Raw genomic sequence first — 22,562 nt, 5'->3', positions numbered from 1 at the left:
GGCGTGGCGGCTAGCGGACGCACCCCAAGGCGGCCGCGTCGATCGCGGTGGCGGCACCGGCGAGCAGATAGACGTCGGCGAATGGTCTCCCGCCGGTGGCGACCGCCTCGACGCTCATGCTGCGGCCGGAGCGGATCGCGGTGACTATCGCATGATCGCTCGGGCCGTCCGTCGCCCAGGCGTCGAGGCCGTTGGCGGCGAGGTCGAAGCGGCGCTCGCCGACGGTCAGCGTTACCGGTGCCGAACGGTCGCGCGGGCGCGACAGGCGGACGTGGAGCGAGGCCCGCAAACCGCGCCCCGGCCAGGTCGCGACGCTCGCCCAGCCGGTGCTGCGGCCGCCGGCGGTGACCGGCCGCGCGATCGCATAGCAGCGCGCCGGAACCGCATCGCGGAACGCCCCCCAGCTTCGATAGACCCCGATCGTGTTGCGCGCCGCCGCCGGCGCGGCGATCAGCAGCGCGAGGAACAGCGCCTTCACGCCGGCGCATGCCCGCTGCCGAGGTGCGCAACCGATTCGCGGCCTTCCTCGATACACACCAACGACCCCTGCGGCAGGCCGGCGGCGATCGGTGCGCCCCATTCGGCATGCGGCGGCGCGCCGGTCATCACGCCGCGCAGCACCCGGCTGGAGATGCCGTGCATGATGACCAGCCGGTCGCCGGGCGCGTCGGTGTCCGCCAGCCAGCCCGAGACGCGCGTGGCGACCTGGCGGTAATCCTCGCCGTCGGGCGCAGGGCGGAGCAGGCCGTCGGGGGTCACCACCGCGCCGACCGCGTCGATCACCTCGGCATAATAGCGGCCGCCCCAGGCGCCCATGCCGATCTCGACCAGCCGCGCGTCGGTATGCGCCGCATGCCAGTCGAGTTCGAGATGTTCGGCGATGACGCTCAGCGTCTGCAACGCGCGGCCGGTCGGCGACGCCCACAGCGTCAGCGCCGGCCGGACGCCGAGCGTCGCGCGCAACGCCCGCCCCATTTCCTCGGCCTGCGCGAAGCCGGCACGGGTCAGCGGCGTGTGCGGATGGTCGCCCTGCAAGCGCCGCACGGCGTTGAACACGGTCTCGCCATGCCGGCCGATGAAGTCGCGGCCCTGGCGGGCGGGGGCGGGGAGCGTCATAAAGTCCGTGTCGGATCGCCGCCGGGCAAAAGCAACGGCTTTCACGACCGTCGGCGTGCCGCGCGCTAACCGAGCGTTAACTGGAATCGCCCGAGGGGTCGGCGCGCTTGCTCCAACCCCTTTTTCGTGGGTAGGACAGGGGGAAACTTGCCCCGGACTCGGGGGACGGGGATTAAGAACATGAAGGCGACCATCGAACGCGCAACGCTCCTCAAGGGGCTGAGCCATGTCCAGTCCGTGGTGGAGCGGCGCAACACCATCCCCATCCTGTCGAACGTGCTGCTCGAAGCCACCGCCGAGGGGCAGTTGCGGCTGATGGCGACCGACCTCGATCTGCAGATCAACGAATCGGTGGTGGCGGCGGTCGACCAGCCGGGATCGACGACGGTGTCGGCGCACACCTTGTTCGACATCGCGCGCAAGCTGCCCGACGGCAGCCAGGTCCAGCTCGCCGCGTCGGAAGGGCGGATGTCGATCGTCGCGGGGCGCGCGCGCTTCAGCCTCGGCACGCTGCCGCGCGACGACTTCCCGGTGATCGCCGAGGGCGAGCTGCCGACGCAGTTCGAGATTCCCGCGGAGACGCTGAAGCAGATCATCGACAAGACGCGCTTCGCCATCTCGACCGAGGAGACGCGCTATTACCTCAATGGCATCTTCCTGCACGTTCAGGACGATGCGGCCGAACCGACGCTGAAGGCGGCCGCGACCGACGGTCACCGGCTGGCGCGCGTGACGCTGCCGCGGCCCGAGGGCGCAGCGGGGATGCCCGACGTGATCGTGCCACGCAAATGCGTCGCCGAACTGCGCAAATTGCTCGACGAGGTCGACGGCTCGGTCGGCGTGTCGCTGTCCGGGACCAAGATCCGCTTCGACCTGGGGCAGGCGGTGCTGACCTCGAAGCTGATCGACGGCACCTTTCCCGATTATTCGCGCGTCATCCCGACCGCGAACGACAAGATCCTGAAACTCGATCCGCGCAGCTTCGAGGAGGGCGTCGACCGCGTCTCGACGATTGCCACCGAAAAGACGCGCGCGGTGAAGATGGCGCTCGATCGCGACAAGATCACGCTGTCGGTGACCAGCCCCGAGAACGGCACCGCAGCGGAAGAGGTGCCGGGCGAATATGTCTCGCTGCCGTTCGAGATCGGCTTCAACAGCCGCTATCTGCTCGACATCCTCGGCCAGATCGACGGCGACGTCGTCGAGGTGCATCTCAACGATGCCGCCGCGCCGACGCTGATCCGCGAGAACGACAAGGCACCGGCGCTCTACGTGCTGATGCCGATGCGGGTCTGATCCACTGGCCGATGACGGGTTCGCGCTCGACCGGCGGTCGCTGATCGCCGGGATCGGCGTCAGCTTCGCCGTACCCGCCGCAGCGACCCGCGTGGCGGCCGAGGGCGTGGCGGCGTCCTCCGACGGCGGGGCGTTCGCGCTTACCGCGGGCGGCGGCGCACGGCCGCTGGCAATCGGCGACGGTCTCGAATGGGTCGTGCCCGATGGCGCCGGCGGTCGGCTGGCCGTCTTCACGCGCAAGGGCGGCGGACGGCTGATCGGCTTCGATCGTGGTTGGCGTCCGCGCGGCGAGGCGACGACGGGCGGCGGCGAGCCGGTGCATCTGGCGATCGCACCCGATCGATCGGTGGCGGCGGTGGCCGATTACAGCGGCGGGACGGTGTCGCTCCATCGCCTGCGGGACGGTGTACCAGGCGCGGCGACCCTGATCCGCCATCGCGGTTCCGGACCGGACGCGTCGCGGCAGGCGGGGCCGCATCCGCATTGGGTGGGATTTGATGCGGACGGGCGCTGGCTCTACGTGGTCGATCTCGGCGCCGATGCGGTGGTCGCGCACCGGATCGAGCAGGGGCGGGCGGTCGAGACGCGGATCGCGTGGCAGGCGCCGGCGGGATCGGGGCCGCGGCATCTCGCCTGGCATCCGACCAAACGCCTCGCCTATGTCGTCAGCGAACTGGTCAGCACGCTGACGACGCTGCGGATCGAGTCGGACGGCATGCTGGCCGCGCTCGACGTGCAGCCGACGCTGCCGGCGGGGAGCAAGGGCTATGTCGGCCATATCGCGGTCGATCCGCAGGGGCGGCGGCTCTATGCCTCCAATCGCGGGCCGAATACGATCGCGGTGTTCGCGCTCGACGATCCGTTGCGGCCGCGGTTGATCGAGCAGGCGCCGTGCGGTGGCGACTGGCCGCGCTTCTTCCTGTTGCGGCCGGAGGCGGGCGAGATGCTCGTCGCCAACGAGCGCAGCCCGGCGATGGCGGTGCTGCCGCTCGGTCGTGACGGCCGGTTGGGGCCGGCGCGGACCGGACCGGCGGTGCCGAAGGCGCGCTTCGCGGCTTGGTAGGCCGTCCGTCGGCGAATGGCGGTGGAGGATCAGCCCGCGGCCAATTGCTCGCGGGCGACGAGTTGCAGCGAGGCGGCGAGATCCGGGGACAGGCCGAGTTCGTCGGCGGCGCGCTCGTTGCGGCCGAGGGTGCGCGGATCGACGCCGGTGATGCGGCCGAACACCATCAGGGCCTCCAGATAATAGCCGGCGATGCTGGCGTGATATTGGTCGTAGGACCAGAAATTGGCCTGGCCGTAGGTGGTGCCGTCATACGGATTGGGATCGGCGACACCCGCGGCGAAGGCGCGCGTCCATGCCTGGCCGACCGGGATGACGCCGGTGATCGCCGGATGCGCGCGGCGCGCGCGGTCGGCGGCGAGGCGCAGGTCGTCGGCCATCGCGGCGATGCCGCGGCCATACCAGCGGCCGTTCGGCAGATAGGTCTGGTCGGCGCGGCTCCACGTCGCCATCAGGTCGATGCGGACCGCCGGATTGCGCGCGCGGAACAGCGCCGCCAACTGGCCGACGCTGCGGATATAGCGGCTGGGGTCGCCGGGGCGGTCGCGGTCGAGCGTGCTGAATTCTTGGAGGACGACGATGTCCCAGGCGCGGTCGAACAAATGGCGGCGCTGGTCGTAGTGGAAGGCGAGGCTCTGGCCGCCCTGCGTCTCGAGGCTGACGGCGTAGCGCAGCCCCGCTTCCTCGGTGAAGAGCTTGAACAATGCCGGCACGCCGCAATAGCCCGCGCCGGTCAGGTCGGTGACGGTGCCGGCGTGCCAGTTGCGCACCGCCGAATGCGCACCCTGGGTGAAACTGTTGCCGATGAACAGGATGGTGCGCGGCAGGACAACCGGCGTCGGCCCGCGCTGCGCGGCGGCGGCGGTAGGCAGCGCCAGCAGCAGGAGGGCGGCAAGGAGTCGCCTCGACATCATATGGTCCTTCCGTCGTCGCGCATCGATCGTGCCGCCGTATCGGATGCGGCGGGGGGATGGCCAGCGCTGGATGATGGCATGCGCGTGTGGTTTCGCTAAGAGGCGGCGATGCTGCAATTCTATCGCGACGATCTTGCCCGGCTGGCGGGCGCGGACCGGCTGAGACGGCTGGTGCCGCGCAGCGGTGCCGATTTCACCTCGAACGATTACCTCGGCCTCGGCGCGTCGGCGCGGTTGCGCGGGGCGGTGGCGGCGGCGCTCGACCGCGGGGTCGGCATCGGTTCGGGAGGATCGCGGCTGCTGCGCGGCAACGATCCCGAGCATGAGGCGCTGGAGGCGGAGGCGGCGGCGCATTTCGGCAGCGAGGCCGCCTTGTTCTTCGCCAATGGCTATGCCGCCAATGTCGCGGCGTTCGCGACGCTGCCGCAGCCTGGCGATCTGGTCGTGTACGATGCGCTGATCCATGCGAGCGCGCACGACGGGATGCGGCTGGGGCGGGCGCCGCGGGTGGCGGCGGCGCATAACGACGTGGCGGCGTTCGCGGATGCGATCCGCGACTGGCGCGCCGGCGGCGGCACGGGGACGCCGTGGATCGCGGTCGAAAGTCTTTACGGCATGGACGGCGACCGCGCGCCGCTCGCCGAGCTGGTCGCGCTGGCGGAGCGGCACGAGGCGATGCTGCTGATCGACGAGGCGCATGCGACCGGCGTGTTCGGCGAGGGCGGAAGGGGCCTCGCGGCGCAGCTTCACGACCGGCCGAACGTCGTCACCTTGCATACCTGCGGCAAGGCGCTGGGGGCGGAGGGCGGTCTGCTGTGCGTGCCGCACGTGCTGCGCGACATGCTGGTCAACCGCGCGCGCGGGTTCATCTTTTCGACCGCGCCGTCGCCGCTGATGGCGGTGGCGGTGCGCGAGGCGCTGCGCATCCTCGCCGACGAGCCGGAGCGGCAGGCGCGATTGTGGGCGCTGGTCGCGGCGGCGGAGGCGGCGCTGGGGCGGGCGACGGGATCGCAGATCGTGCCGGTGATCGTCGGCGCGGACGGCGCGGCGGTGGCGCTCGCCGAACGATGCCGGGCGGCGGGATACGACGTGCGGGCGATCCGGCCGCCGACGGTGCCGGCGGGGACCGCGCGGCTGCGCGTGTCGATCACGCTCAACGTCGACGCGGCGGCGATCGCCGGACTGGGGGAGGTGCTGCGATGACGCGGACGATCGTGGTGACGGGGACCGATACCGAGATCGGCAAGACGGTGTTCGCGGCGGGCCTCGCGGCGGCGCTGGGGGCGACCTATTGGAAGCCGGTGCAGGCGGGGCTCGACGAGGGCGGCGACGGCGATACGGTGCGGCGGCTCGGCGTCGCGAAGGTGCTGCCCGAGGCCTATCGGCTGACGACGCCCTGTTCGCCGCATCGGGCGGCGGCGATCGACGGGGTGACGATCGATTCCGCGCGGCTGGCGCTGCCTGCGGTCGACGGGCCGCTGGTGGTCGAGGGCGCGGGCGGCGTGCTGGTGCCGCTGGCCGACGATCTGCTCTATGCCGATATGTTCGCGCGCTGGGGAGCACCGGTGGTGCTGGTGGCGCGGACGGCGCTGGGGACGATCAACCATAGCCTGCTGAGCATCGAGGCGTTGCGCCGGCGCGGCGTGCCGATCCTCGGCGTCGCCTTCGTCGGCGAGCCGGTCGAGGACAGCGAGGCGACGATCGCGCGGATCGGCGGCGTTAAGCGGCTCGGGCGGCTGGCGCGGGTGGCGCCGCTCGATGCGGGCACGCTGGCGCGGGCGTTCGCGGCGGGGTTCAGGACGGAGGATTTCGCATGAGTTCGCCGATCTGGCATCCCTTCACCCAGCATGGCCTCGGCGAGCCGATCCCCACCGTCGTGCGCAGCGAGGGCGCGGCGCTGTTCACCAGGGACGGGCGGCGGATCGTCGATGCGATCTCGAGCTGGTGGGTGACGACCCACGGCCATCGCAACCCGCGGATCATGGCGGCGATCGCGGCACAGGCGGAGCGGCTCGACCAGATCATCTTCGCCGGCTGGAGCCACGAGCCGGCCGAGGCGGTGGCGGCGGGGCTGCTGCGGCTGATGCCGGCGGCGCTGACGCGGGTGTTCTTCTCCGATTCGGGATCGACCGCGGTCGAGGTCGCGCTGAAGATGGCGCTGGGATACTGGCTCAACCGCGGCGAGCCGCGACATCGCATCCTCGTGCTCGAACACGGCTACCACGGCGACACCATCGGGACGATGTCGGTGGGCGCGCGCGGGGCGTTCAATCGGGCCTATGCGCCGTTGCTGTTCGATGTCGCGACGATCCCCTTTCCCGCGGCGGGGGCGGAGCAGGCGACGCTCGATGCGCTGGAGGCGGCGTGCCGCGACGCGCCGGCGGCGCTGATCGTCGAGCCGCTGATCGTCGGGGCGGGGGGGATGCTGACCTATTCGGCACGGGTGCTTGCCGAGATGCGGGCGATCTGCGCGCGTTATGGCGTGCTGTTCATCGCCGACGAGGTGATGACCGGCTGGGGACGGACGGGGACGTTGCTGGCCTGCGAGCAGGGCGATATCGTCCCGGATATCCTGTGTCTGTCCAAGGGGTTGACCGGGGGGGCGGTGCCGCTGGCGGTGACGATGGCGACCGAGCCGATCTATCAGGCGCATTACAGTGACGATCGCGCGCGGATGTTCTTCCACTCGTCGAGCTACACCGCCAATCCGATCGCCTGCGCGGCGGCGGCGGCGAACATCGCGATCTGGGAAGACGAGCCGGTGCTGGAACGGGTCGCCGATCTGGCGGCGCGGCAGGCGGTGCGGCTGGCCGCGTTGCACGGGGTGCGCAATCCGCGCGTGCTGGGGACGATCGCGGCGGTCGATCTGGGTGCGGACGGCGCGGATTATCTGTCGGCGCTGGGGCCGCGGTTGCTGGCGTTCTTCCGCGAGCGCGACCTGTTGCTGCGGCCGTTGGGGAATACGGTTTATGTGATGCCGCCTTATTGTATCGACGATGCCGATCTCGATGCGGTCTATGCGGCGATCGGAGAGGCGGCCGCCAATTGCGGCTGAAATGCGGCAACGTGGACAAGATGGACACCTTAATGGAAACGATCCCCTCCTGATCGTTTCCGTTTTTTGCATCGATGAGAAAGAGCGGTGTTTGGTCTTTGTCTAATAGCAGATCGGTGGGGTGTAGGACAGGATCGGGGGCGCCGGTACGGTTGGGTGTGTCCATACACAGTCGTTTGGCCTGAGCCTGTCGAAGGGTCTGAGTCTCACCGTGCTTCGACAGGCTCAGCACGAACGGGTGGGGGCGGGCGGTCCATCTCCGCGCCTCCGCGCCTCCGCTTGAACCCTTCTTCTCTTCGCGGCTTCGCGTCTTCGCGTGAAAATCTTCTTTTGCGATGCCGGTGTATTTATCGGTCGATGGCTTCGGTTGGCGAACCCGGGGTCGGCTTTTTTCACGCGAAGACGCGAAGGCGCGAAGAGAAGAAGAAGGGTTGTTCGCGCAGAGGCGCAGAGGCGCGGAGGTGTTGAACCCGGCGCGAAGCGCCCTCTGTACCAACGACGGGACGGTAAATGGGCCGCTGACGCGGCCCGGTTCTTCTTCTCTGCGTCTCTGCGCGAACAACCCTTCTTCGCGGGCCTATTCCACGAAGGCTTCGACCGTGAGTCGCCGGCCGCGGAGGAAGGCGTCGGCGACGTGGCGGAGGGGGGCGATGTCGACGTCGCTCTGCCCGGCGCGCACGATCTCGGCGAAGCGTTCGTACAGGCCGGCATATTCGCCGTGCAGCGCCGCCTTGTGCTCGGCCTCGCTGCCGTCGGGCAGGACGAGGCGGGCGCCGCCGTCGTGCAGCGTCAGCGTGCCGCGGTCGGTCTCGACCGCGATGTCCCAGCTCTGCGGGCCTTCCTGGCGGAAGTCGAAATCGGCGTCGATCGGCAGGCCGGCGTCGTCCGAGAAGCGGATGCGCGCGGCGATCGGCGCGTCGCAATTCGCCGGGAAGTCGAGCTCGGCCTCCTCGATGAAGAACGGCCGCGGCAGGATGCGGGTGACGATCGACAGTGCGTTGATGCCGGGATCGAACACGCCGAAACCGCCCGCTTCGAGAATCCACGCCTGCCCCGGATGCCAGACGCGGATGTCCTCGCGCCAGGTCACCGTCACCTTGGTGATCGTGGCATCGGCGAGGAAGGCGCGCGCCGGTTCGACGCCGGGAGCGTAGCGCGAATGCCAGCTGGCGAAGAGGCTGATCCCCGCCGCATCGGCGGCGGCGCGGAGCTGCGCGACCTCGGCGAGCGTCGCGCCGGGCGGCTTTTCGAGGAAGACGTGCCAGCCCTGCGCGATCGCCCGCGCGGCGATGGCGCGGCGAACCTGCGGCGGGGTGCACAGCGCCACCGCGTCGATCGCGACGCCGCTGGCGATCAGTTCGTCGATGTCCTTGAAATGCGGCACGTCAGCGATGCCTTCGCCGTGGCGGCTGACGGTGGCGGCGAGGGTGATGTCGGCATTGCCGGCGATCGCCGGGACGTGCTGGTCGTGGGCGATCTTGCCCATGCCGACGAGCGCGAGACGGATCTTCTGGCTCACAGCGCGGTCACCTGAACGGGCGCCGCCTCGGCGAGCGCGAGGGGGTTGCGGAGCGGCAGCGTGAACGGCGCCGCCTGGATCGAGAAGACGTCGCCGGCCTGCGTCTGCACGCCGTCGGCGCACGACAGCGTCGCGGTGCCGAAGAAATGGACGTGGATGTCGCCGGGGCGGCGGAACGAGGCATATTTGAAATGATGGTGTTCGAGATTGGCGAGCGTGTGCGACATGTTCGCCTCGCCGGTGAGGAACGGCTTTTCCCACAGCGTTTCGCCGTCGCGCTCGATGCGGCTGGTGCCCTGGATATCCGCGGGCGGTTCGCCGAGCAATAGTTCGGCGCCGAGCGATGCCTGCCGCAATTTGGAATGCGCGAGCCACAGGTAATTGTGGCGCTCGATGACGTGGTCGCTGAACTCGTTGGCGAGCGCGATGCCGAGGCGGAAGGGCGTACCGTCGTCGCCGATCAGATAGATGCCGGCGAGTTCGGGTTCCTCGCCGCCGTCCTGCGCGAACGACGGGGATACGAGCGGCGCGCCGGGGGCGACGAGCGACTGGCCGTCGCCCTTGTAGAACCATTCGGGCTGCGCGCCGACTTGGCCGGGGGCGGGGCGGCCGCCCTCCATGCCTTCGAGGAACAGGCGCATCGAATCGGTCTGCGTGCCGGCGGCGGCGGCCTTGTGCATCGCGTCGCGACCGGCGGCCGAGCCGAGATGGGTGAGGCCGGTGCCGGCGAGCATCAGCCGCGCCGTATCGGGATGGTCGATCGCGGGCAGCAGCGTGCCGGCGGCAAGCGCCGCGGCGAGGTCGACCGTCTCGTCGGAGCGGCGGGCGCGGGCGGCGTCGAGCAGCGACACGCGCTCGGCGATCGCCTGCGTCGCGAGCTCACGCGTGGTGGTGACGCCGGCGAGGACGGTGGCAATATCCTCGGCGAGCAGGACGCGGCGCGTGCCGTCAGGCAGGCGCTGCTGGAGTAGGCGGGAGGCGGTCATGCAAGATCCTTGGCGGCGGTGACGAACGCCGCGGCATCGCGCGCGACGTCGGCGACGGACTTACCGGCGCGATAGAGGTTGGAGCCGAGGCCGAAACCGTCGGCGCCGGCGGCGCGCCATTGCGCCATATTGTCGGGCGAGATGCCGCCGACGGCCAGCACCTTGAGGTCCTTGGGCAGCACCGCGCGCTGCGCCTTGAGGAAGGCGGGGCTGGCGCCGTCGGCGGGGAAGAGCTTCAGCGCATGGGCGCCGGCGGCGAGCGCGGCGAAGCCTTCGCTCGGGCTGTAATAGCCGGGCAGCGAGACGAGGCCGCGCGCGACCGAGGCGCGGATGACGTCGGTGTCGGTATTGGGCGAGATGATGAGTCCGCCGCCGGCGTCGGCGACCTGCGCGACCGCTTCGGGGGTGAGGACGGTGCCGGCGCCGACCATCGCGCGGCCGGCGTATCGCTTGGCCATGGCGGCGATACTGGTCAGCGGATCGGGCGAGTTGAGCGGCACTTCGAGCAGGGTGAAGCCGGCGTCGACCAGCGCGTCGCCGATCCCCTCGGCCTCGGCGGGGGTGAGGCCGCGCAGGATCGCGACGAGCGGGCAGGCGGCGAAGGCCTCGGCGAACCGGGTGGCGGGATCGGTCATCTGGGTTGCTCCGGAAGAGGGCGAGGGAGAGGCGGACGACGTTCGCCATGATTCGTCACCCCGACCGCGAGCCGGGGTCCCGCTACCGCGCTACGCTGGAAGAAGCGGGACCCCGGCTCGAGGCCGGGGTGACGGGGATGTTGCGACGGCGCGGTCACAGTCCGAGATACCCGCGCAGGTGGTGGACGCCGCCGAGGAAGGCGGCGGTGGCGTCGACCGCGACGGTGACGCCGCCGCGCGCCTCGATCGCGACCTTGTAGAGGTCGGCGAGGGCGCCCTCGGCAAGCAGATGCACGGTGCGGCCGTCGATCGCGCGCGCGCCGACGTCCGACCCGATCAGCACGCCGCTGGCATAAGCGGCGGCTTCGTCGGGCGCGCGGTGGCCGAGCAGGACGCTGGCGCGCACCTCGAACAAGGCGGTGCCGAGGTCGGTCGCGCCGGCGCCGCGCGCGATGCCGGCGCGGAAGGCGGGGCCGTCGGTGACGACGCCGTCGAGCATGCCGGCGAGAATGCCATGGCCCTTGAGCAGCGCGAACAGCTCACCGGTCATCACCGTTGCGACGTCGACGATCCGCGCGGCTTCGGTGACGATCCATTTGTTGTGCGTGCCGGGCTGGCAGAACACGGCATCGGCGGGGGCGAGGCCGGCGGCGATCGCACCGAGCACCTGCAATTCCTCGCCGCGCATCACGTCGGCGCGGGTGTCGGTGAGCAAAGAGACGCCGGGGACGATCGTCAACCCGGCCGCCTCGATGCGCAGCGCCGCGGCGGCGAGCGCAGGGAGATCAGCCGGGGCGGAGACATAGGGCGCCTCGTGCCAGCCGCGGGTCGAGCCGATCATCCCCGCGGCGATCACCGGCAGGTCGCCGAGCCGCTCGCGCAGCGCGGCGAGTGCGGGCGGATAATCCGCCGCCGCCATCGCCAGCACGCCGCGATCGTCGCGCAGATGATCGCCGATGCTGCCGTCCGCCGCGATCCGATAGGCGCGGCGGTTGGTCGTCCCCCAGTCGACGGCGATGATCGCGCCGTCGCGGGGCGGTGTTCCGCTGGTCACGGGTGGGACGTCCTCAGGCTACGGTCTGGTCGCCGAGGTCGGCCGTCGGCTTCGATCCCCACAAGGCGTAGGCGAGCACGATGATCTCGCACGCCATGGTCAGGAAGAACGAATTCTGCAGGCCGTAGCGGTCGGCGAGCCAGCCCTGCACGACGACGAGTGCACCGCCGGCGATCGCCATGATCATCAGCCCCGAGCCTTCCTCGGTGAGCGGGCCGAGGCCGCGGATCGCCAGCGTGAAGATCGTCGGGAACATGATCGAATGGAACAGCCCGACCGCGATCAGCGACCACATCGCCACCGGCCCGGTGGTGAAGGTGGCGATGGCGACGACGATCAGCGCGCCGAAGGCGAAGACGCTGAGCACGCGTTCCGGCGCGATCTTCTGCATGATGAAGCTGCCGGCGAAGCGGCCTACCATCATCCCGCCCCACAGCAGCGACAGATAACGCGACGCCTGTTCGTGCGTCGTCGCGGCGATCTGCGGCTGCGACACGAAATTGACGAACAGGTTGGCGACGCCGATCTCGGCGAGGAGATAGGCGATCATCGTCGGAATGCCGAGCACCAGGTTGCGATGCTTCCACAGCGAATGCTGGTGGCGGTCGGCCTTGGCGGCGCGCTGCGTCGCGCCGCCGAGTGCGGGCAGCGGGAAGCGGGCGATGACCACCGCGAGCACGACCAGCACGATCGCGACGAGGACGTAGGGCAGGATGACCGACTGGGCGTCGGCATAACGCTGCGCCTGGCTGATCGTCGCGCCGGCCTCGGCGGTGCCGCTGCGGCTGCGGCCGAGGATCAGATAGCCGGCGAACAGCGGCGCGAGCGTCGTGCCGAGCGAATTGAACGCCTGTACCAGATTGAGACGCGACGAGCCCGTCTCGGGTGGCCCGATGACGGTGACGTACGGATTCGCCGCGACCTGCAGCAGCGTGATGCCGCTGGCGATGACGAACAGCATGACCAGCGTCACGCCATAGGAGGGCAGGCTGGCGGCGAGCGTCATGCCGAGCGCGCCGGCGGCCATGATCAGCAGGCCGATGACGATCGCGCGCTGATAGCCGACCCGTTCGATCAGCTTGGCCGACGGAATCGACGCGAAGAAGTAAGCGATGAACCAGACCGATTCGATCAGCGTCGTCTGCGTGTAATCCAGCTCGAACACCGAGCGCAGATGCGGCAGCAGCACGCCGTTGATGACGGTGATGAAGCCCCACATGAAGAAGAGGCTCGCCAACAGGCTCAACGCCTTACGGTATGATCCGCCCCCGCCTGAAGCGGCGGGTGCCGCGCCGTTCGTCGTTACCCCAATCGGTCCTGCCATAATCTCGTCCTCTCCGCCTGTCGCGCTGCTCGGCTGCCTTGCGCGCCGGGTATTTGTCAGACTATATAGCCCCGACACGCCGGGTCAATGCCGGGGATGCATCCAAGGAGGGGGCAATGAAGCTTCGAAAGGCACTCATCATCGCAGGCGTCGGGTTCATGGCGATGATCGCCGCGCAGGCGGACGCCGCGAGCGCGCGACGCGACTCGGCCGGCACGCTCGCCGACGGCACCGCGGTGGAGGCGGTGACGCTGTCGGCGGCGAACGGCGTCTCGGCGCGGGTGCTGACCTATGGCGCGACGTTGCAGGCCTTCTCCGGCCCGGACCGCAACGGCAAGGTCGCCGACGTACTGCTCGGCTATGACGACGCCAAGGATTATGCCGAACATCCCAATTATTTCGGCGTCACGGTCGGCCGCTTCGCCAATCGCATCGGCGGCGGCAAGTTCACGCTGGACGGCAAGAGCTATCAGCTGCCGCTCAACGACAAGGTCAATTCGCTGCACGGCGGCAAGGTCGGCTTCGACAAGCAGCCGTGGCGCATCGTCGCGGTCAAGGACGGCTCGGTGACGATGGCGCTGACCAGCCCCGACGGCGACCAGGGCTATCCCGGCAAGCTCGACGTGACGATCACCTATACGTTGAGCGACGACGGCGCGCTGACGATCGCCTTCGGCGCGAAGACCGACAAGCCGACGGTGGTCAACATGACGAACCATGCGATCTTCAACCTCGCCGGCGAGGGATCGCCGATGGGGGCGCTCGGCCACAAGCTGACGATCCCGGCGAAGGCGATCACCCCCGTCGACGCCAATCTGGTGCCGACCGGCGAGCTGCGCCCGGTGGCGGGCACGGTGTTCGACTTCCGCAACGGCCGCATCCTCGCCGACGGCGTTCGCGACGGCCGCGATCCGCAGATCGTCATGGGGCACGGCTACGACCACAATTTCGCGCTCGACAAGGGCGTGACGGCGACGCCGGGCCTCGCCGCGCGGCTGGAAGACCCCGCCTCGGGGCGGGTGCTCGAAGTGTCGAGCACCGAACCGGGCGTGCAGATGTACACCGGCAACTTCCTCGACGGCAGCTACATCGGCAAGAGCCGCCACGTCTATCGCATGGGCGACGGCGTCGCGCTGGAGCCGCAGAAGTTTCCCGATGCGCCCAACAAACCCAATTTCGCCTCGGCCCGGGTCGATCCCGGCAAGCCGTATCGTCACGTCATGATCTACAAACTCTCGGTGGCCAAATAAGATGACGCAATTGCGCAGCCGCGCCTGGTTCAACAATCCGGCGAATATCGACATGACCGCGCTCTATCTGGAGCGCTATCTCAACTTCGGCCTGAGCCTCGAGGAACTGCAATCGGGCAAGCCGATCATCGGCATCGCGCAGACCGGCAGCGACCTGTCGCCCTGCAACCGCCACCATCTGGTGCTCGCCGAGCGCGTGCGCGAGGGCGTGCGCGAGATGGGCGGCATCGTCCTCGAATTCCCCGTCCATCCGATCCAGGAGACGGGCAAGCGGCCGACCGCGGGGCTCGACCGCAACCTCGCCTATCTCGGCCTCGTCGAGACGCTGTACGGCTATCCGCTCGACGGCGTCGTGCTGACGATCGGCTGCGACAAGACGACGCCGGCCTGCCTGATGGCGGCGGCGACGGTCAACATCCCGGCGATCGCGCTGTCGGTCGGGCCGATGCTCAACGGCTGGCGCAAGGGCGAGCGCACCGGCTCGGGCACGATCGTGTGGAAGGCGCGCCAGTTGCTCGCCGCGGGCGAGATCGACGATGCCGAATTCATCCGCCTCGTCGCCTCGTCGGCGCCGTCGACCGGCTATTGCAACACGATGGGCACCGCGACGACGATGAACAGCCTCGCCGAGGCGCTCGGCATGTCGCTGCCCGGTTCGGCGGCGATCCCCGCGCCGTATCGCGACCGGCAGGAGGTGTCGTACCTCACCGGCAAGCGCATCGTCGAGATGGTGCACGAGGATCTCAAGCCCTCCGACGTGCTGACCAAGAAGGCGTTCCACAACGCGATCCGCGTCAATTCGGCGATCGGCGGCTCGACCAACGCGCCGATCCATCTCGCCGCGATCGCACGCCACATCGGCGTCGACCTGCCGATCAAGGATTGGGAGACCGAGGGGCACAAGGTGCCGCTGCTGGTCAACCTGCAGCCGGCGGGCGAATATCTCGGCGAGGATTATTACCGCGCCGGCGGCGTTCCCGCGGTGGTCAACCAGCTCATCGAACAGGGGCTGATCCACGAGGGTGCGCTGACCGTCAACGGCAAGACGATGGGCGAGAATTGCCGCGGCGTCGAAATCGAGGACGAGAAGGTGATCCGTCCCTTCGACCAGCCTTTGGTCGAGGATGCGGGCTTCATCGTGCTGTCGGGCAATCTGTTCGACGCGGCGGTGATGAAGACCAGCGTGATCTCGCCCGAGTTCCGCGACCGCTATCTGTCCAACCCCGGCGATCTCAACGCCTTCGAGGGGCCGGCGGTCGTGTTCGACGGGCCGGAGGATTATCATCACCGGATCGACGATCCGGCGACCGGGATCACGCCCGAGACATTGCTGTTCATGCGCGGCGCGGGGCCGATCGGCTATCCGGGGGCGGCGGAGGTCGTCAACATGCGGCCGCCGGCGTATCTCATCACCGAGGGCGTGCATGCGCTGCCGTGCATCGGCGACGGCCGCCAGTCGGGGACGAGCGGTTCGCCGTCGATCCTCAACGCCTCGCCCGAGGCGGCGGCGATGGGTGGCCTCGCGCTGCTCAAGACCGGCGACCGGGTGCGCGTCGACCTCAACACCGGGACGGCGAACGTGCTGATCTCCGACGCCGAGCTGATGGAGCGCCGTGCCGCGCTCGAGGCGGCGGGCGGCTATGCCTATCCGGCGTCGCAGACGCCGTGGCAGGAGATCCAACGCGCGGTCGTCGGCCAGATGAACACCGGTGCGATCCTGGAGGGCGCCGAAAAGTATCAGCGCATCGCGCAGACGATGGGCCTGCCGCGCGACAACCATTGATGCGGGTGGGGGCGGGTGGCCGGTGCGGCGCCGCCGCCCCCCTCGTCATCCCGGCTTGCGCGGGATGACGGGGTTTGTCAGTCGGCTCGCTGCCCTCTCGTCATTCCGGCGGAGGTCGGGACCCATGGATGCGGCTTGGTCGATGGTGGTGCGCTGCCGCCGGTTCATCGTGCCATGGGTCCCGGCGTTCGCCGGGATGACGAATTCGGGGTGGTTTTCGCCGATGCCTTTCTACGCCATTCCCAAAGCCTCATTCGTCATCCCCGCGGAGGCGGGGATCCATAGACGCTGACGTGGCGGATCTAGTCACCGGGGTCCGCGCGTCTGGATCTCCGCCTGCGCGGGGATGACGGGGTTTGTCAGTCGACCGGCTACCCCCTCGTCATCCCGGCGGACGCCGGGACCCATGATGCGGCTTGGTTGGTGGCGGCGCGCTGCCGCTCGTCCATCGAGTCCATGGGTCCCGGCCTGCGCCGGGATGACGAAAAGGGGTGGGCGTGGCTTTTGTGGCGCTCTCACGCCCTTACGCCCGCAGCAGCCGTTCCGTGTCCTCATGCGCCTGTTGCAGCAGGACGATCGTCGCGTCGCGCGCCGCGGCGGGGTCGCGGGCGGCGATCGCGTCGAACAGGCGGCGGTGTTGCGGCATCGAATCGCGCGGGCGGCGGCGGTCGCGGAACTTGAAGATCGTCGTCCAGCGCACCGCCGAGCCGATGCTCCCCGACAGGCTGACGAGCAATTCATTCTCCGTCGCCTCGAGGATCGCATTGTGGAAGGTCTGGTCGGCGGCCTGACCCTCGGGCGTGTCGAGGCCGTGCGTCGCCATCCGGGTCAGCGCCGCGTCCATGCGGGCGAGCTGGTCGGCGGTGCGGAAGGTCGCCGCCATCTCGGCGGCGGCGGGCTCGACGATCATGCGCAGCTGGAACAGGCTGCGCACGAAGGTGGCGGGCGGCTCGCCCTCGAACATCCAGGCGAGCACGTCGGGGTCGAGCAGGTTCCACAAGGCGCGCTCGCGCACCCGCGTGCCCGATTTCGGCCGGCTCTCGACCAGCCCCTTGGCCGAGAGCATGCGCAGCGATTCGCGCACGACGCTGCGCGAGACGCCGCGCTGGCCGGCGATGTCGATCTCGCCGGGGATGACGCTGCCGGGCGGGTGCTGGCCGGTGACGATGGCGATGCCGAGATCGCGCGCGATCACCGTATGCGCGGGCTCGCGCCGTTCACCCTTGGCCATCCACTCTCCCCTTGTTGTCAGACAAACCTAGGCGGGGTGCCTGCCGTTGGGAAGCCTTGGCGCGTCGCGGCATCCGGGCTAGCGGAGCGGCCATGGCCGTTACCGACATCGCGACGCGCACCTGGGATCACAATTGGCGGCTCGACCCGATCGTCCGCAGCCTGCTCGATACCGATTTCTACAAATTGCTGATGCTGCAGATGATCCGTCACCTGCACGGCGACGTCGACGCCACCTTCCGGCTCATCAACCGCACCACGACGGTGCGACTCGCCGACGTGATCGACGAGGGCGAATTGCGCGCGCAGCTCGATCATGCGCGCAGCGTGCGCTTCGCCAAGAAGGAGCTGATCTGGCTGGCGGGCAACAGCTTCTACGGCAAGCAGCGGATGTTCGCGCCCGACTTCATCCAGTGGCTGAGCGAATTCCAGCTGCCGCCCTACGAGCTGCACCGTGTCGACGGGCAGTTCGAGCTGACCTTCGACGGGCCGTGGACGCATACGACGATGTGGGAGATTCCTGCGCTCGCGATCGTCAACGAGCTGCGCGCGCGGGCGGCGCTGCGCGACAAGGGGCGGTTCGCGCTCGACGTGCTCTATGCGCGCGCCAAGGCGAAATTGTGGGACAAGGTGGAGCGGCTGCGCGCGCTGCCCGATCTGGTGATCTCCGATTTCGGGACGCGGCGGCGGCACGGCTTCCTGTGGCAGCGCTGGTGCGTCGAGGCGCTCAAGGAGGGGCTGGGCAGCCGCTTCATCGGTTCGTCCAACGTGCTGCTGGCGATGGACAACGATCTGGAGGCGATCGGCACCAATGCGCACGAGCTGCCGATGGTGCTCGCCGCGCTCGCCAGCGACGATGCCGGGGTGGCGCGCGCGCCCTATCGCGTGCTGGAGGAATGGCAGGCGCATTACGACGGCAATCTGCGCGTCGTGCTGCCCGATGCGTTCGGGACGGCGGCGTTCCTGCGCGACGCGCCCGACTGGGTGGCGGGCTGGACCGGCTTTCGTCCGGACAGCGCACCGCCGGTCGAGGCGGGCGAGCAGATCATCGCCTGGTGGCAGGCGCATGGCCAGGACCCGCGCGAGAAGCTGCTGATCTTCTCCGACGGGATGGACGTCGATTCGATCGAGCGGGTCTATCGGCATTTCCATGGCCGGGTGCGGATGAGCTTCGGCTGGGGGACGAACCTGACCAACGATTTCCGCGGCTGCGACCCCGATGGTGCGGCGGGGCTGGAGCCGATCTCGCTGGTCGCCAAGGTGACGCGGGCGAACGGCCGGCCGGCGGTGAAGCTGTCGGACAATCCCGCCAAGGCGACCGGCGAACCCGCCGAGATCGCGCGCTATCTGCGGATCTTCGGCGCGGACGGGCGGCAGGAGAGCGTGGTCAGCGTGTGAGGGGGACCCTTTCGTCATCCCGGCGGACTCATGTGCGGACAGATTTGATTCGCGCGAAGACGCGAAGACGCGAAGGTGTCGCGCGCGTTGCACCGTCGGCGCTTCCCATCATGTCATCGCAACCATGGGTCCCGGCGTTCGCCGGGATGACGAATGGGGAGGGATGACGAACGGAGTCGGGACGGATCGGCGTCGGATGCGTTGAGGCAGGCATGATCGATATCCTCGCGCTTTCGCCGCTGCCCGACACACTGACCCCCTCGCTGGCGGAGCATTACGCCGTCCATGTCGGGCTCGACACCGCGCCGCTCGACCGTATCCGCGGATTGGTCGGCGGCGGGGCGATGCGGCTCGACGCCGGTCTGCTCGCACGGTTACCCGCGCTCGAGATCGTCGCGGTGCATGGCGTCGGCCATGACGGGATCGACAAGGCGGCGCTCGCCGCGCGCGGTATCACGCTCGCGATCACCGCCGGTACGCTGACCGAAGACGTCGCCGATCTCGCGATCGGGCTGTGGCTCGCGGTCGAGCGGCGGATCGCGGTCAACGATCGCGCGGTGCGGGGCGGCGGCTGGGACGTGCCGCTGGCGCGGCGCGCGTCGGGGCGGCGGATCGGCGTGTTCGGGCTCGGCGCGATCGGGCGGGCGATCGCGGCGCGGGCAGCGCCCTTCGCATCCGAGCTGCTCTATACCGCACGCAGTAAGAAGGACGTGCCGTGGCGCTACGTTCCCGACCTGCGCACGCTGGCGGCGGCGAGCGACGCGCTGTTCCTCGCCGCTGCGGCGGGGGCGGAGACCGATGGCGCGGTCGATGCGGGCGTGCTGGCGGCGCTCGGGCCGCAGGGCGTATTGGTGAATGTCGCGCGGGGCTCGCTGGTCGATCAGGCGGCGTTGATCGCGGCGCTCGACGCGGGCGGGATCGCCGGCGCTGGGCTCGACGTGTTCGCCGACGAACCCGCGGTGCCGGCGGCGCTGCATCGCGATACCGTCGTGCTGTCGCCGCATCAGGGATCGGCGACGCACGAGGCGCGCGCGGCGATGGCGGCGATGGTCGTCGCCAATCTCGACGCGCATTTCGCCGGCCGGGAGCCGCCCGGGCTGGTGCGCTGATTTGGCGTGGCTTGCCGGTCGCGCTACAGGCTCGCCGATGCAAGCTGTGATCCTCAGCGCGGGCATCGGCTCGCGGTTGCTGCCGCTGACGCGCGAAATCCCCAAATGCCTCGTCGAGGTCGGCGGGCGCAGCATCCTCGACCATCAATTGGAGGCGCTGCACGCGGCGGGCGTCGCGCGGGCGGTGATCGTCGGTGGCTATCGCTATCGCCAGATCGGCGCGCATCTGAGCCGCGCGGCGCCGCCGCTGCCGGTGCGGCTGCTGTTCAATCCCTTCTGGTCGGTGGCGAGCAGCATCGGCAGCGTGTGGATGGCGCGCGACCTGCTCGGCGATCCATTCGTGCTGATGAACGGCGACACGGTGTTCGCGGCCGACCTGATCGCCGCTGCGGTCGAGGCGCCGGGCGACGGCGTCGGCCTGCTGGTCGAGCCGCTGCGCGCGGCGGTGACCGACGACATGCTCGTCACCGTCGCCAACCGGCAGGTCTGCGCGGTCGCCAAGGATCTGCCGCTCGACGTCGCGACGCATCGCTCGCTCGGCGTGATCGTGTCGCACAGTGGCGATGCCTATGCGCAGGCGCTGGAGCAGGTGATCGCGCGCGCCGAAGGGCTCCACGCCTTCCATCATGCGGTGATCGCCGAGCTGGCGACCTATGCGCCGGTGCGCGCGATCGTCGCGGGCGAGGGCGCGTGGCAGGAGATCGACCAGCCCGAAGATATCGCCGCCTGGACCGGCCAGCAAAGGTGAGGACCGACGTCGCCTTCCTGTTCCTCGGCGAGACGTTGCTGATTCCGCATCTCTATCCGGTGCTGGAGACGCTGGTCGAGCGCGCACCCGATCTGCGCGTCGACGTGTGGGTGGCGACGTCGATGCACGAGGCGCTGGTCGCCGGCTGGCTGGGGGCGCAGCCGGGGGTGCGTATCCGCCGCGCGCCGGGCTGGCGCGATCTCGGCGTCTGGGAGGCGGGGCGCAATCCGCCGCTGCCCGCCAAGCTGCCGCTGCTCGCGCGGCTCGCGCCGCTGCTGTGGCGGACCCGGGTGGTGGTGTCGGCGGAACAGACCAGCCTGTGGATCCCGGCGCTGCTGCCGACGCGCAGCCGGTATGTGAACATCCTCCACGGCGCGGGATCGATGATGAACCGCGACGACCGGCGCCGGAGGGCCGCGACGCTGACCATCGTCGCGGCGGACCGCGAACGCGCGGCGCTGGCGGCGCACGGGGTCGATCCCGTCGCGGTCGCGGTGACGGGCTATATCAAGGCGGGGTTCCGGCAGCGCAGCCGCGCCGATCTGCGTTTCGCGCAGGCGCGGCCGGTGCTGCTGTACGCGCCGCACTGGCAGCGACATCGCTCGTCGTGGTGGGACTGGGGCGCGGCGGCGGTGGCGCGGATCGTCGCGTCGGGGCGCTACAATCTGATCTTCGCGCCGCACCAGCGGCTGGCCGAGAAGGCGCCGGAGGTTCGCGCCTTCGCCGGAACGTTAGCGGGGCGGGGGGACGTGCATGTCGATCTCGACAGTTTCGCGATGGTCGATGGCAGCTACACCGCAATGGCGGACGTGTATCTGGGCGATACATCGAGTCAGGTGGTCGAGTTCCTGATGCGGCCGCGGCCGTGCGTGTTCCTCGATCCGCGCCGCGTCGATTGGGCGGGCGATGCCAGCTACGACATGTGGCGGGCGGGGGAGGTGGTGACCGACCTCGACGCGCTGCTGCCGGCGCTGGAGCGGGCGGTGGCGGAGCATCCGCGGTACGTCGCGGCGCAGCGCCGGTTCGCGGCGGAGTCGCTGGGGGATGTGACTGGGGTTGCGCCCGCACGGGCGGCGGAGGCGGTGCTGGCGGTGTTGCGGAGGTAATCGCGCGACCACACGAACGGCCGCCTTGCGGTGCGGACACAAAAAAGCCCGCGGTTTCCCGCGGGCTCTTGCGTTCAGGCCGGACAAGACAGTGTGACCCGCCCCGTCCGAAACCGATCAGTCGACCGGCTGAAGGTTGACGGCCGAGGTCTTGCCCCGACGGTCCTGCTCCAGGTCGTAGCTGATGCGCTGGTTCTGGTTCAGCGTCGCCATGCCGGCGCGCTCCACCGCCGTGATGTGGACGAACGCATCCGCGCCGCCCGTATCGGGTGCGACGAAGCCATAGCCCTTGTCGGCGTTGAAGAACTTTACGGTGCCGGTGATGCTGCTCATGGCAGATCCTTTCTTCTTGCGGCACGACGGTACGATTACCGACGCGCCAAATCGCGTACGAAGCAGGGAAGGAAGGAAGAGGGAGCCGCAAAGCACGCCGTAGACCGTCGATGTGCGACTCTAGCATCGGCTATATGGGGCATGCGGCGTCATTCGGCAAGGGGCGGAGCGCGGGTGACGTACGAAGGCTTGCGCCGCAGCGCAGCAAGGTCCATTTAGAGACCATCGGGCTGCCCCACCCTGCGCATGGCCCGACTGAGAGATGATATGCGCTCCCGCTGCCTATGGGAGATCCGCATGTCGCGTGCCATCAACGTCAACGCCGCCAAGCCCGATGTCGAGGCCCTGTGCCGCAAGCACAAGGTGACGATCAGCGCGATCGAGACGCTCGCCTCGGGCGGGACGCGCGTCGTGCTGACCAACGCCGATGGCGCCGCGACGATGAACCGCGTGTTCGGGCGCAAGGTGCTGTCCGGCACGGTGGAGCGCACGCCGCTGCGCCTGCGCACGGCATAGGATCGCAGGGGCGGCATCGGCCGCCCCGGTCAGCAAGCGCTCGGCGAAGGTCCGCGACCCGGTCCGTCAGCACAGTCCTCCTGCGGAAGCAGGAGCCCAGAGCCAAGCAAGACGACGTCTTATGGCG

22 protein-coding genes are annotated in these 22,562 nt (G+C 69.6%); 12 read left to right on the top strand and 10 right to left on the bottom strand.

Annotated features, from left to right (window positions below; genetic code table 11):
- Window positions 1-10: 10 nt before the first annotated feature.
- Both MC45_RS07895 and MC45_RS07890 read right to left on the bottom strand, forming a co-directional pair.
- Window positions 11-478: a hypothetical protein gene (locus MC45_RS07895; protein ID WP_038661586.1), complete on the bottom strand. Its 468-nt coding sequence runs from the start codon at window positions 476-478 to the stop codon at window positions 11-13.
- On the bottom strand, window positions 475-1,116 hold the full coding sequence (locus tag MC45_RS07890) for a histidine phosphatase family protein (protein ID WP_038661584.1): 642 nt from the start codon (window positions 1,114-1,116) through the stop codon (window positions 475-477). The genes MC45_RS07895 and MC45_RS07890 overlap by 4 nt, the downstream gene beginning before the upstream one ends.
- Before the next feature lie 180 nt (window positions 1,117-1,296).
- On the opposite strand from MC45_RS07890, the gene dnaN reads away from it, so the two are divergent.
- Window positions 1,297-2,412, top strand: a complete 1,116-nt coding sequence (gene dnaN, locus MC45_RS07885) for a DNA polymerase III subunit beta (protein WP_038661581.1) — start codon at window positions 1,297-1,299, stop codon at window positions 2,410-2,412.
- A gap of 106 nt (window positions 2,413-2,518) precedes the next feature.
- Window positions 2,519-3,475 carry a lactonase family protein gene (locus MC45_RS07880; RefSeq protein WP_169742533.1) on the top strand — a complete coding sequence of 319 codons (957 nt, stop codon included), beginning with the start codon at window positions 2,519-2,521 and terminating at the stop codon, window positions 3,473-3,475.
- 29 nt (window positions 3,476-3,504) lie between these two features.
- Here MC45_RS07880 and MC45_RS07875 read toward each other — a convergent pair whose 3' ends face one another.
- Window positions 3,505-4,389 (bottom strand): SGNH/GDSL hydrolase family protein, encoded by an 885-nt coding sequence (locus MC45_RS07875; RefSeq protein WP_038661576.1) that lies wholly within the window; start codon window positions 4,387-4,389, stop codon window positions 3,505-3,507.
- Between the two features lie 108 nt (window positions 4,390-4,497).
- Between MC45_RS07875 and MC45_RS07870 the strand changes: the two genes are divergently transcribed.
- The 3 genes from MC45_RS07870 to MC45_RS07860 are packed head-to-tail and all read left to right on the top strand — an operon-like array spanning window position 4,498 to window position 7,444.
- Window positions 4,498-5,592 (top strand): 8-amino-7-oxononanoate synthase, encoded by a 1,095-nt coding sequence (locus tag MC45_RS07870; RefSeq protein WP_038661573.1) that lies wholly within the window; start codon window positions 4,498-4,500, stop codon window positions 5,590-5,592.
- Window positions 5,589-6,206, top strand: coding sequence for a dethiobiotin synthase (gene bioD / locus MC45_RS07865; RefSeq protein WP_038661570.1), 618 nt, complete (start codon window positions 5,589-5,591; stop codon window positions 6,204-6,206). The genes MC45_RS07870 and bioD overlap by 4 nt, the downstream gene beginning before the upstream one ends.
- On the top strand, window positions 6,203-7,444 hold the full coding sequence (locus MC45_RS07860) for an adenosylmethionine--8-amino-7-oxononanoate transaminase (protein WP_038661568.1): 1,242 nt from the start codon (window positions 6,203-6,205) through the stop codon (window positions 7,442-7,444). The genes bioD and MC45_RS07860 overlap by 4 nt, the downstream gene beginning before the upstream one ends.
- Before the next feature lie 577 nt (window positions 7,445-8,021).
- On the opposite strand, the gene MC45_RS07855 is transcribed toward MC45_RS07860, so the two are convergent.
- The 5 genes from MC45_RS07855 to MC45_RS07835 form a co-directional block, all read right to left on the bottom strand.
- Complete coding sequence (locus tag MC45_RS07855; RefSeq protein WP_081974383.1) at window positions 8,022-8,963, bottom strand: Gfo/Idh/MocA family protein; 942 nt, start codon at window positions 8,961-8,963, stop codon at window positions 8,022-8,024.
- The gene (gene araD1, locus MC45_RS07850) at window positions 8,960-9,949 is read right to left on the bottom strand and encodes an AraD1 family protein (protein WP_038661565.1); all 990 of its coding nucleotides are present in this window, start codon (window positions 9,947-9,949) and stop codon (window positions 8,960-8,962) included. The genes MC45_RS07855 and araD1 overlap by 4 nt, the downstream gene beginning before the upstream one ends.
- Complete coding sequence (locus MC45_RS07845; RefSeq protein WP_038661562.1) at window positions 9,946-10,584, bottom strand: 2-dehydro-3-deoxy-6-phosphogalactonate aldolase; 639 nt, start codon at window positions 10,582-10,584, stop codon at window positions 9,946-9,948. The genes araD1 and MC45_RS07845 overlap by 4 nt, the downstream gene beginning before the upstream one ends.
- A 154-nt stretch (window positions 10,585-10,738) precedes the next feature.
- Window positions 10,739-11,638, bottom strand: a complete 900-nt coding sequence (locus tag MC45_RS07840; RefSeq protein ID WP_038661559.1) for a 2-dehydro-3-deoxygalactonokinase — start codon at window positions 11,636-11,638, stop codon at window positions 10,739-10,741.
- A 13-nt stretch (window positions 11,639-11,651) separates the two neighbouring features.
- The gene (locus MC45_RS07835; RefSeq protein ID WP_038661556.1) at window positions 11,652-12,962 is read right to left on the bottom strand and encodes a sugar MFS transporter; all 1,311 of its coding nucleotides are present in this window, start codon (window positions 12,960-12,962) and stop codon (window positions 11,652-11,654) included.
- A 158-nt stretch (window positions 12,963-13,120) separates the two neighbouring features.
- Between MC45_RS07835 and MC45_RS07830 the strand changes: the two genes are divergently transcribed.
- Both MC45_RS07830 and MC45_RS07825 read left to right on the top strand, forming a co-directional pair.
- Window positions 13,121-14,212, top strand: coding sequence for an aldose epimerase family protein (locus tag MC45_RS07830; RefSeq protein WP_245640911.1), 1,092 nt, complete (start codon window positions 13,121-13,123; stop codon window positions 14,210-14,212).
- 1 nt (window position 14,213) lies between these two features.
- Window positions 14,214-15,995, top strand: coding sequence for an IlvD/Edd family dehydratase (locus MC45_RS07825; RefSeq protein ID WP_038661550.1), 1,782 nt, complete (start codon window positions 14,214-14,216; stop codon window positions 15,993-15,995).
- 523 nt (window positions 15,996-16,518) lie between these two features.
- On the opposite strand, the gene MC45_RS07820 is transcribed toward MC45_RS07825, so the two are convergent.
- Entirely contained in the window at window positions 16,519-17,226 is a 708-nt protein-coding gene (locus MC45_RS07820) for a FadR/GntR family transcriptional regulator (protein ID WP_038661547.1), read from the bottom strand.
- A gap of 92 nt (window positions 17,227-17,318) precedes the next feature.
- Between MC45_RS07820 and pncB the strand changes: the two genes are divergently transcribed.
- From pncB to MC45_RS07800, 4 genes are all read left to right on the top strand, one after another.
- A complete protein-coding gene (gene pncB / locus MC45_RS07815; RefSeq protein ID WP_038661544.1) occupies window positions 17,319-18,623 on the top strand; it encodes a nicotinate phosphoribosyltransferase in 1,305 nt (434 codons plus the stop codon).
- 212 nt (window positions 18,624-18,835) lie between these two features.
- A complete protein-coding gene (locus MC45_RS07810; protein ID WP_038661541.1) occupies window positions 18,836-19,732 on the top strand; it encodes an NAD(P)-dependent oxidoreductase in 897 nt (298 codons plus the stop codon).
- Window positions 19,733-19,769: 37 nt separating this feature from the next.
- Window positions 19,770-20,480, top strand: a complete 711-nt coding sequence (locus MC45_RS07805; protein ID WP_038661538.1) for a phosphocholine cytidylyltransferase family protein — start codon at window positions 19,770-19,772, stop codon at window positions 20,478-20,480.
- Entirely contained in the window at window positions 20,477-21,586 is a 1,110-nt protein-coding gene (locus MC45_RS07800) for a hypothetical protein (protein WP_052075569.1), read from the top strand. The genes MC45_RS07805 and MC45_RS07800 overlap by 4 nt, the downstream gene beginning before the upstream one ends.
- 117 nt (window positions 21,587-21,703) lie before the next feature.
- Here MC45_RS07800 and MC45_RS07795 read toward each other — a convergent pair whose 3' ends face one another.
- Entirely contained in the window at window positions 21,704-21,919 is a 216-nt protein-coding gene (locus MC45_RS07795; RefSeq protein ID WP_037534615.1) for a cold-shock protein, read from the bottom strand.
- 297 nt (window positions 21,920-22,216) lie between these two features.
- On the opposite strand from MC45_RS07795, the gene MC45_RS07790 reads away from it, so the two are divergent.
- A complete protein-coding gene (locus MC45_RS07790; protein ID WP_038661534.1) occupies window positions 22,217-22,435 on the top strand; it encodes a hypothetical protein in 219 nt (72 codons plus the stop codon).
- Window positions 22,436-22,562 lie beyond the last annotated feature (127 nt).

Source organism: Sphingomonas taxi, assembly GCF_000764535.1.
Taxonomy (GTDB): domain Bacteria; phylum Pseudomonadota; class Alphaproteobacteria; order Sphingomonadales; family Sphingomonadaceae; genus Sphingomonas; species Sphingomonas taxi.
This window is presented reverse-complemented; position numbering and strand designations above follow the sequence as displayed.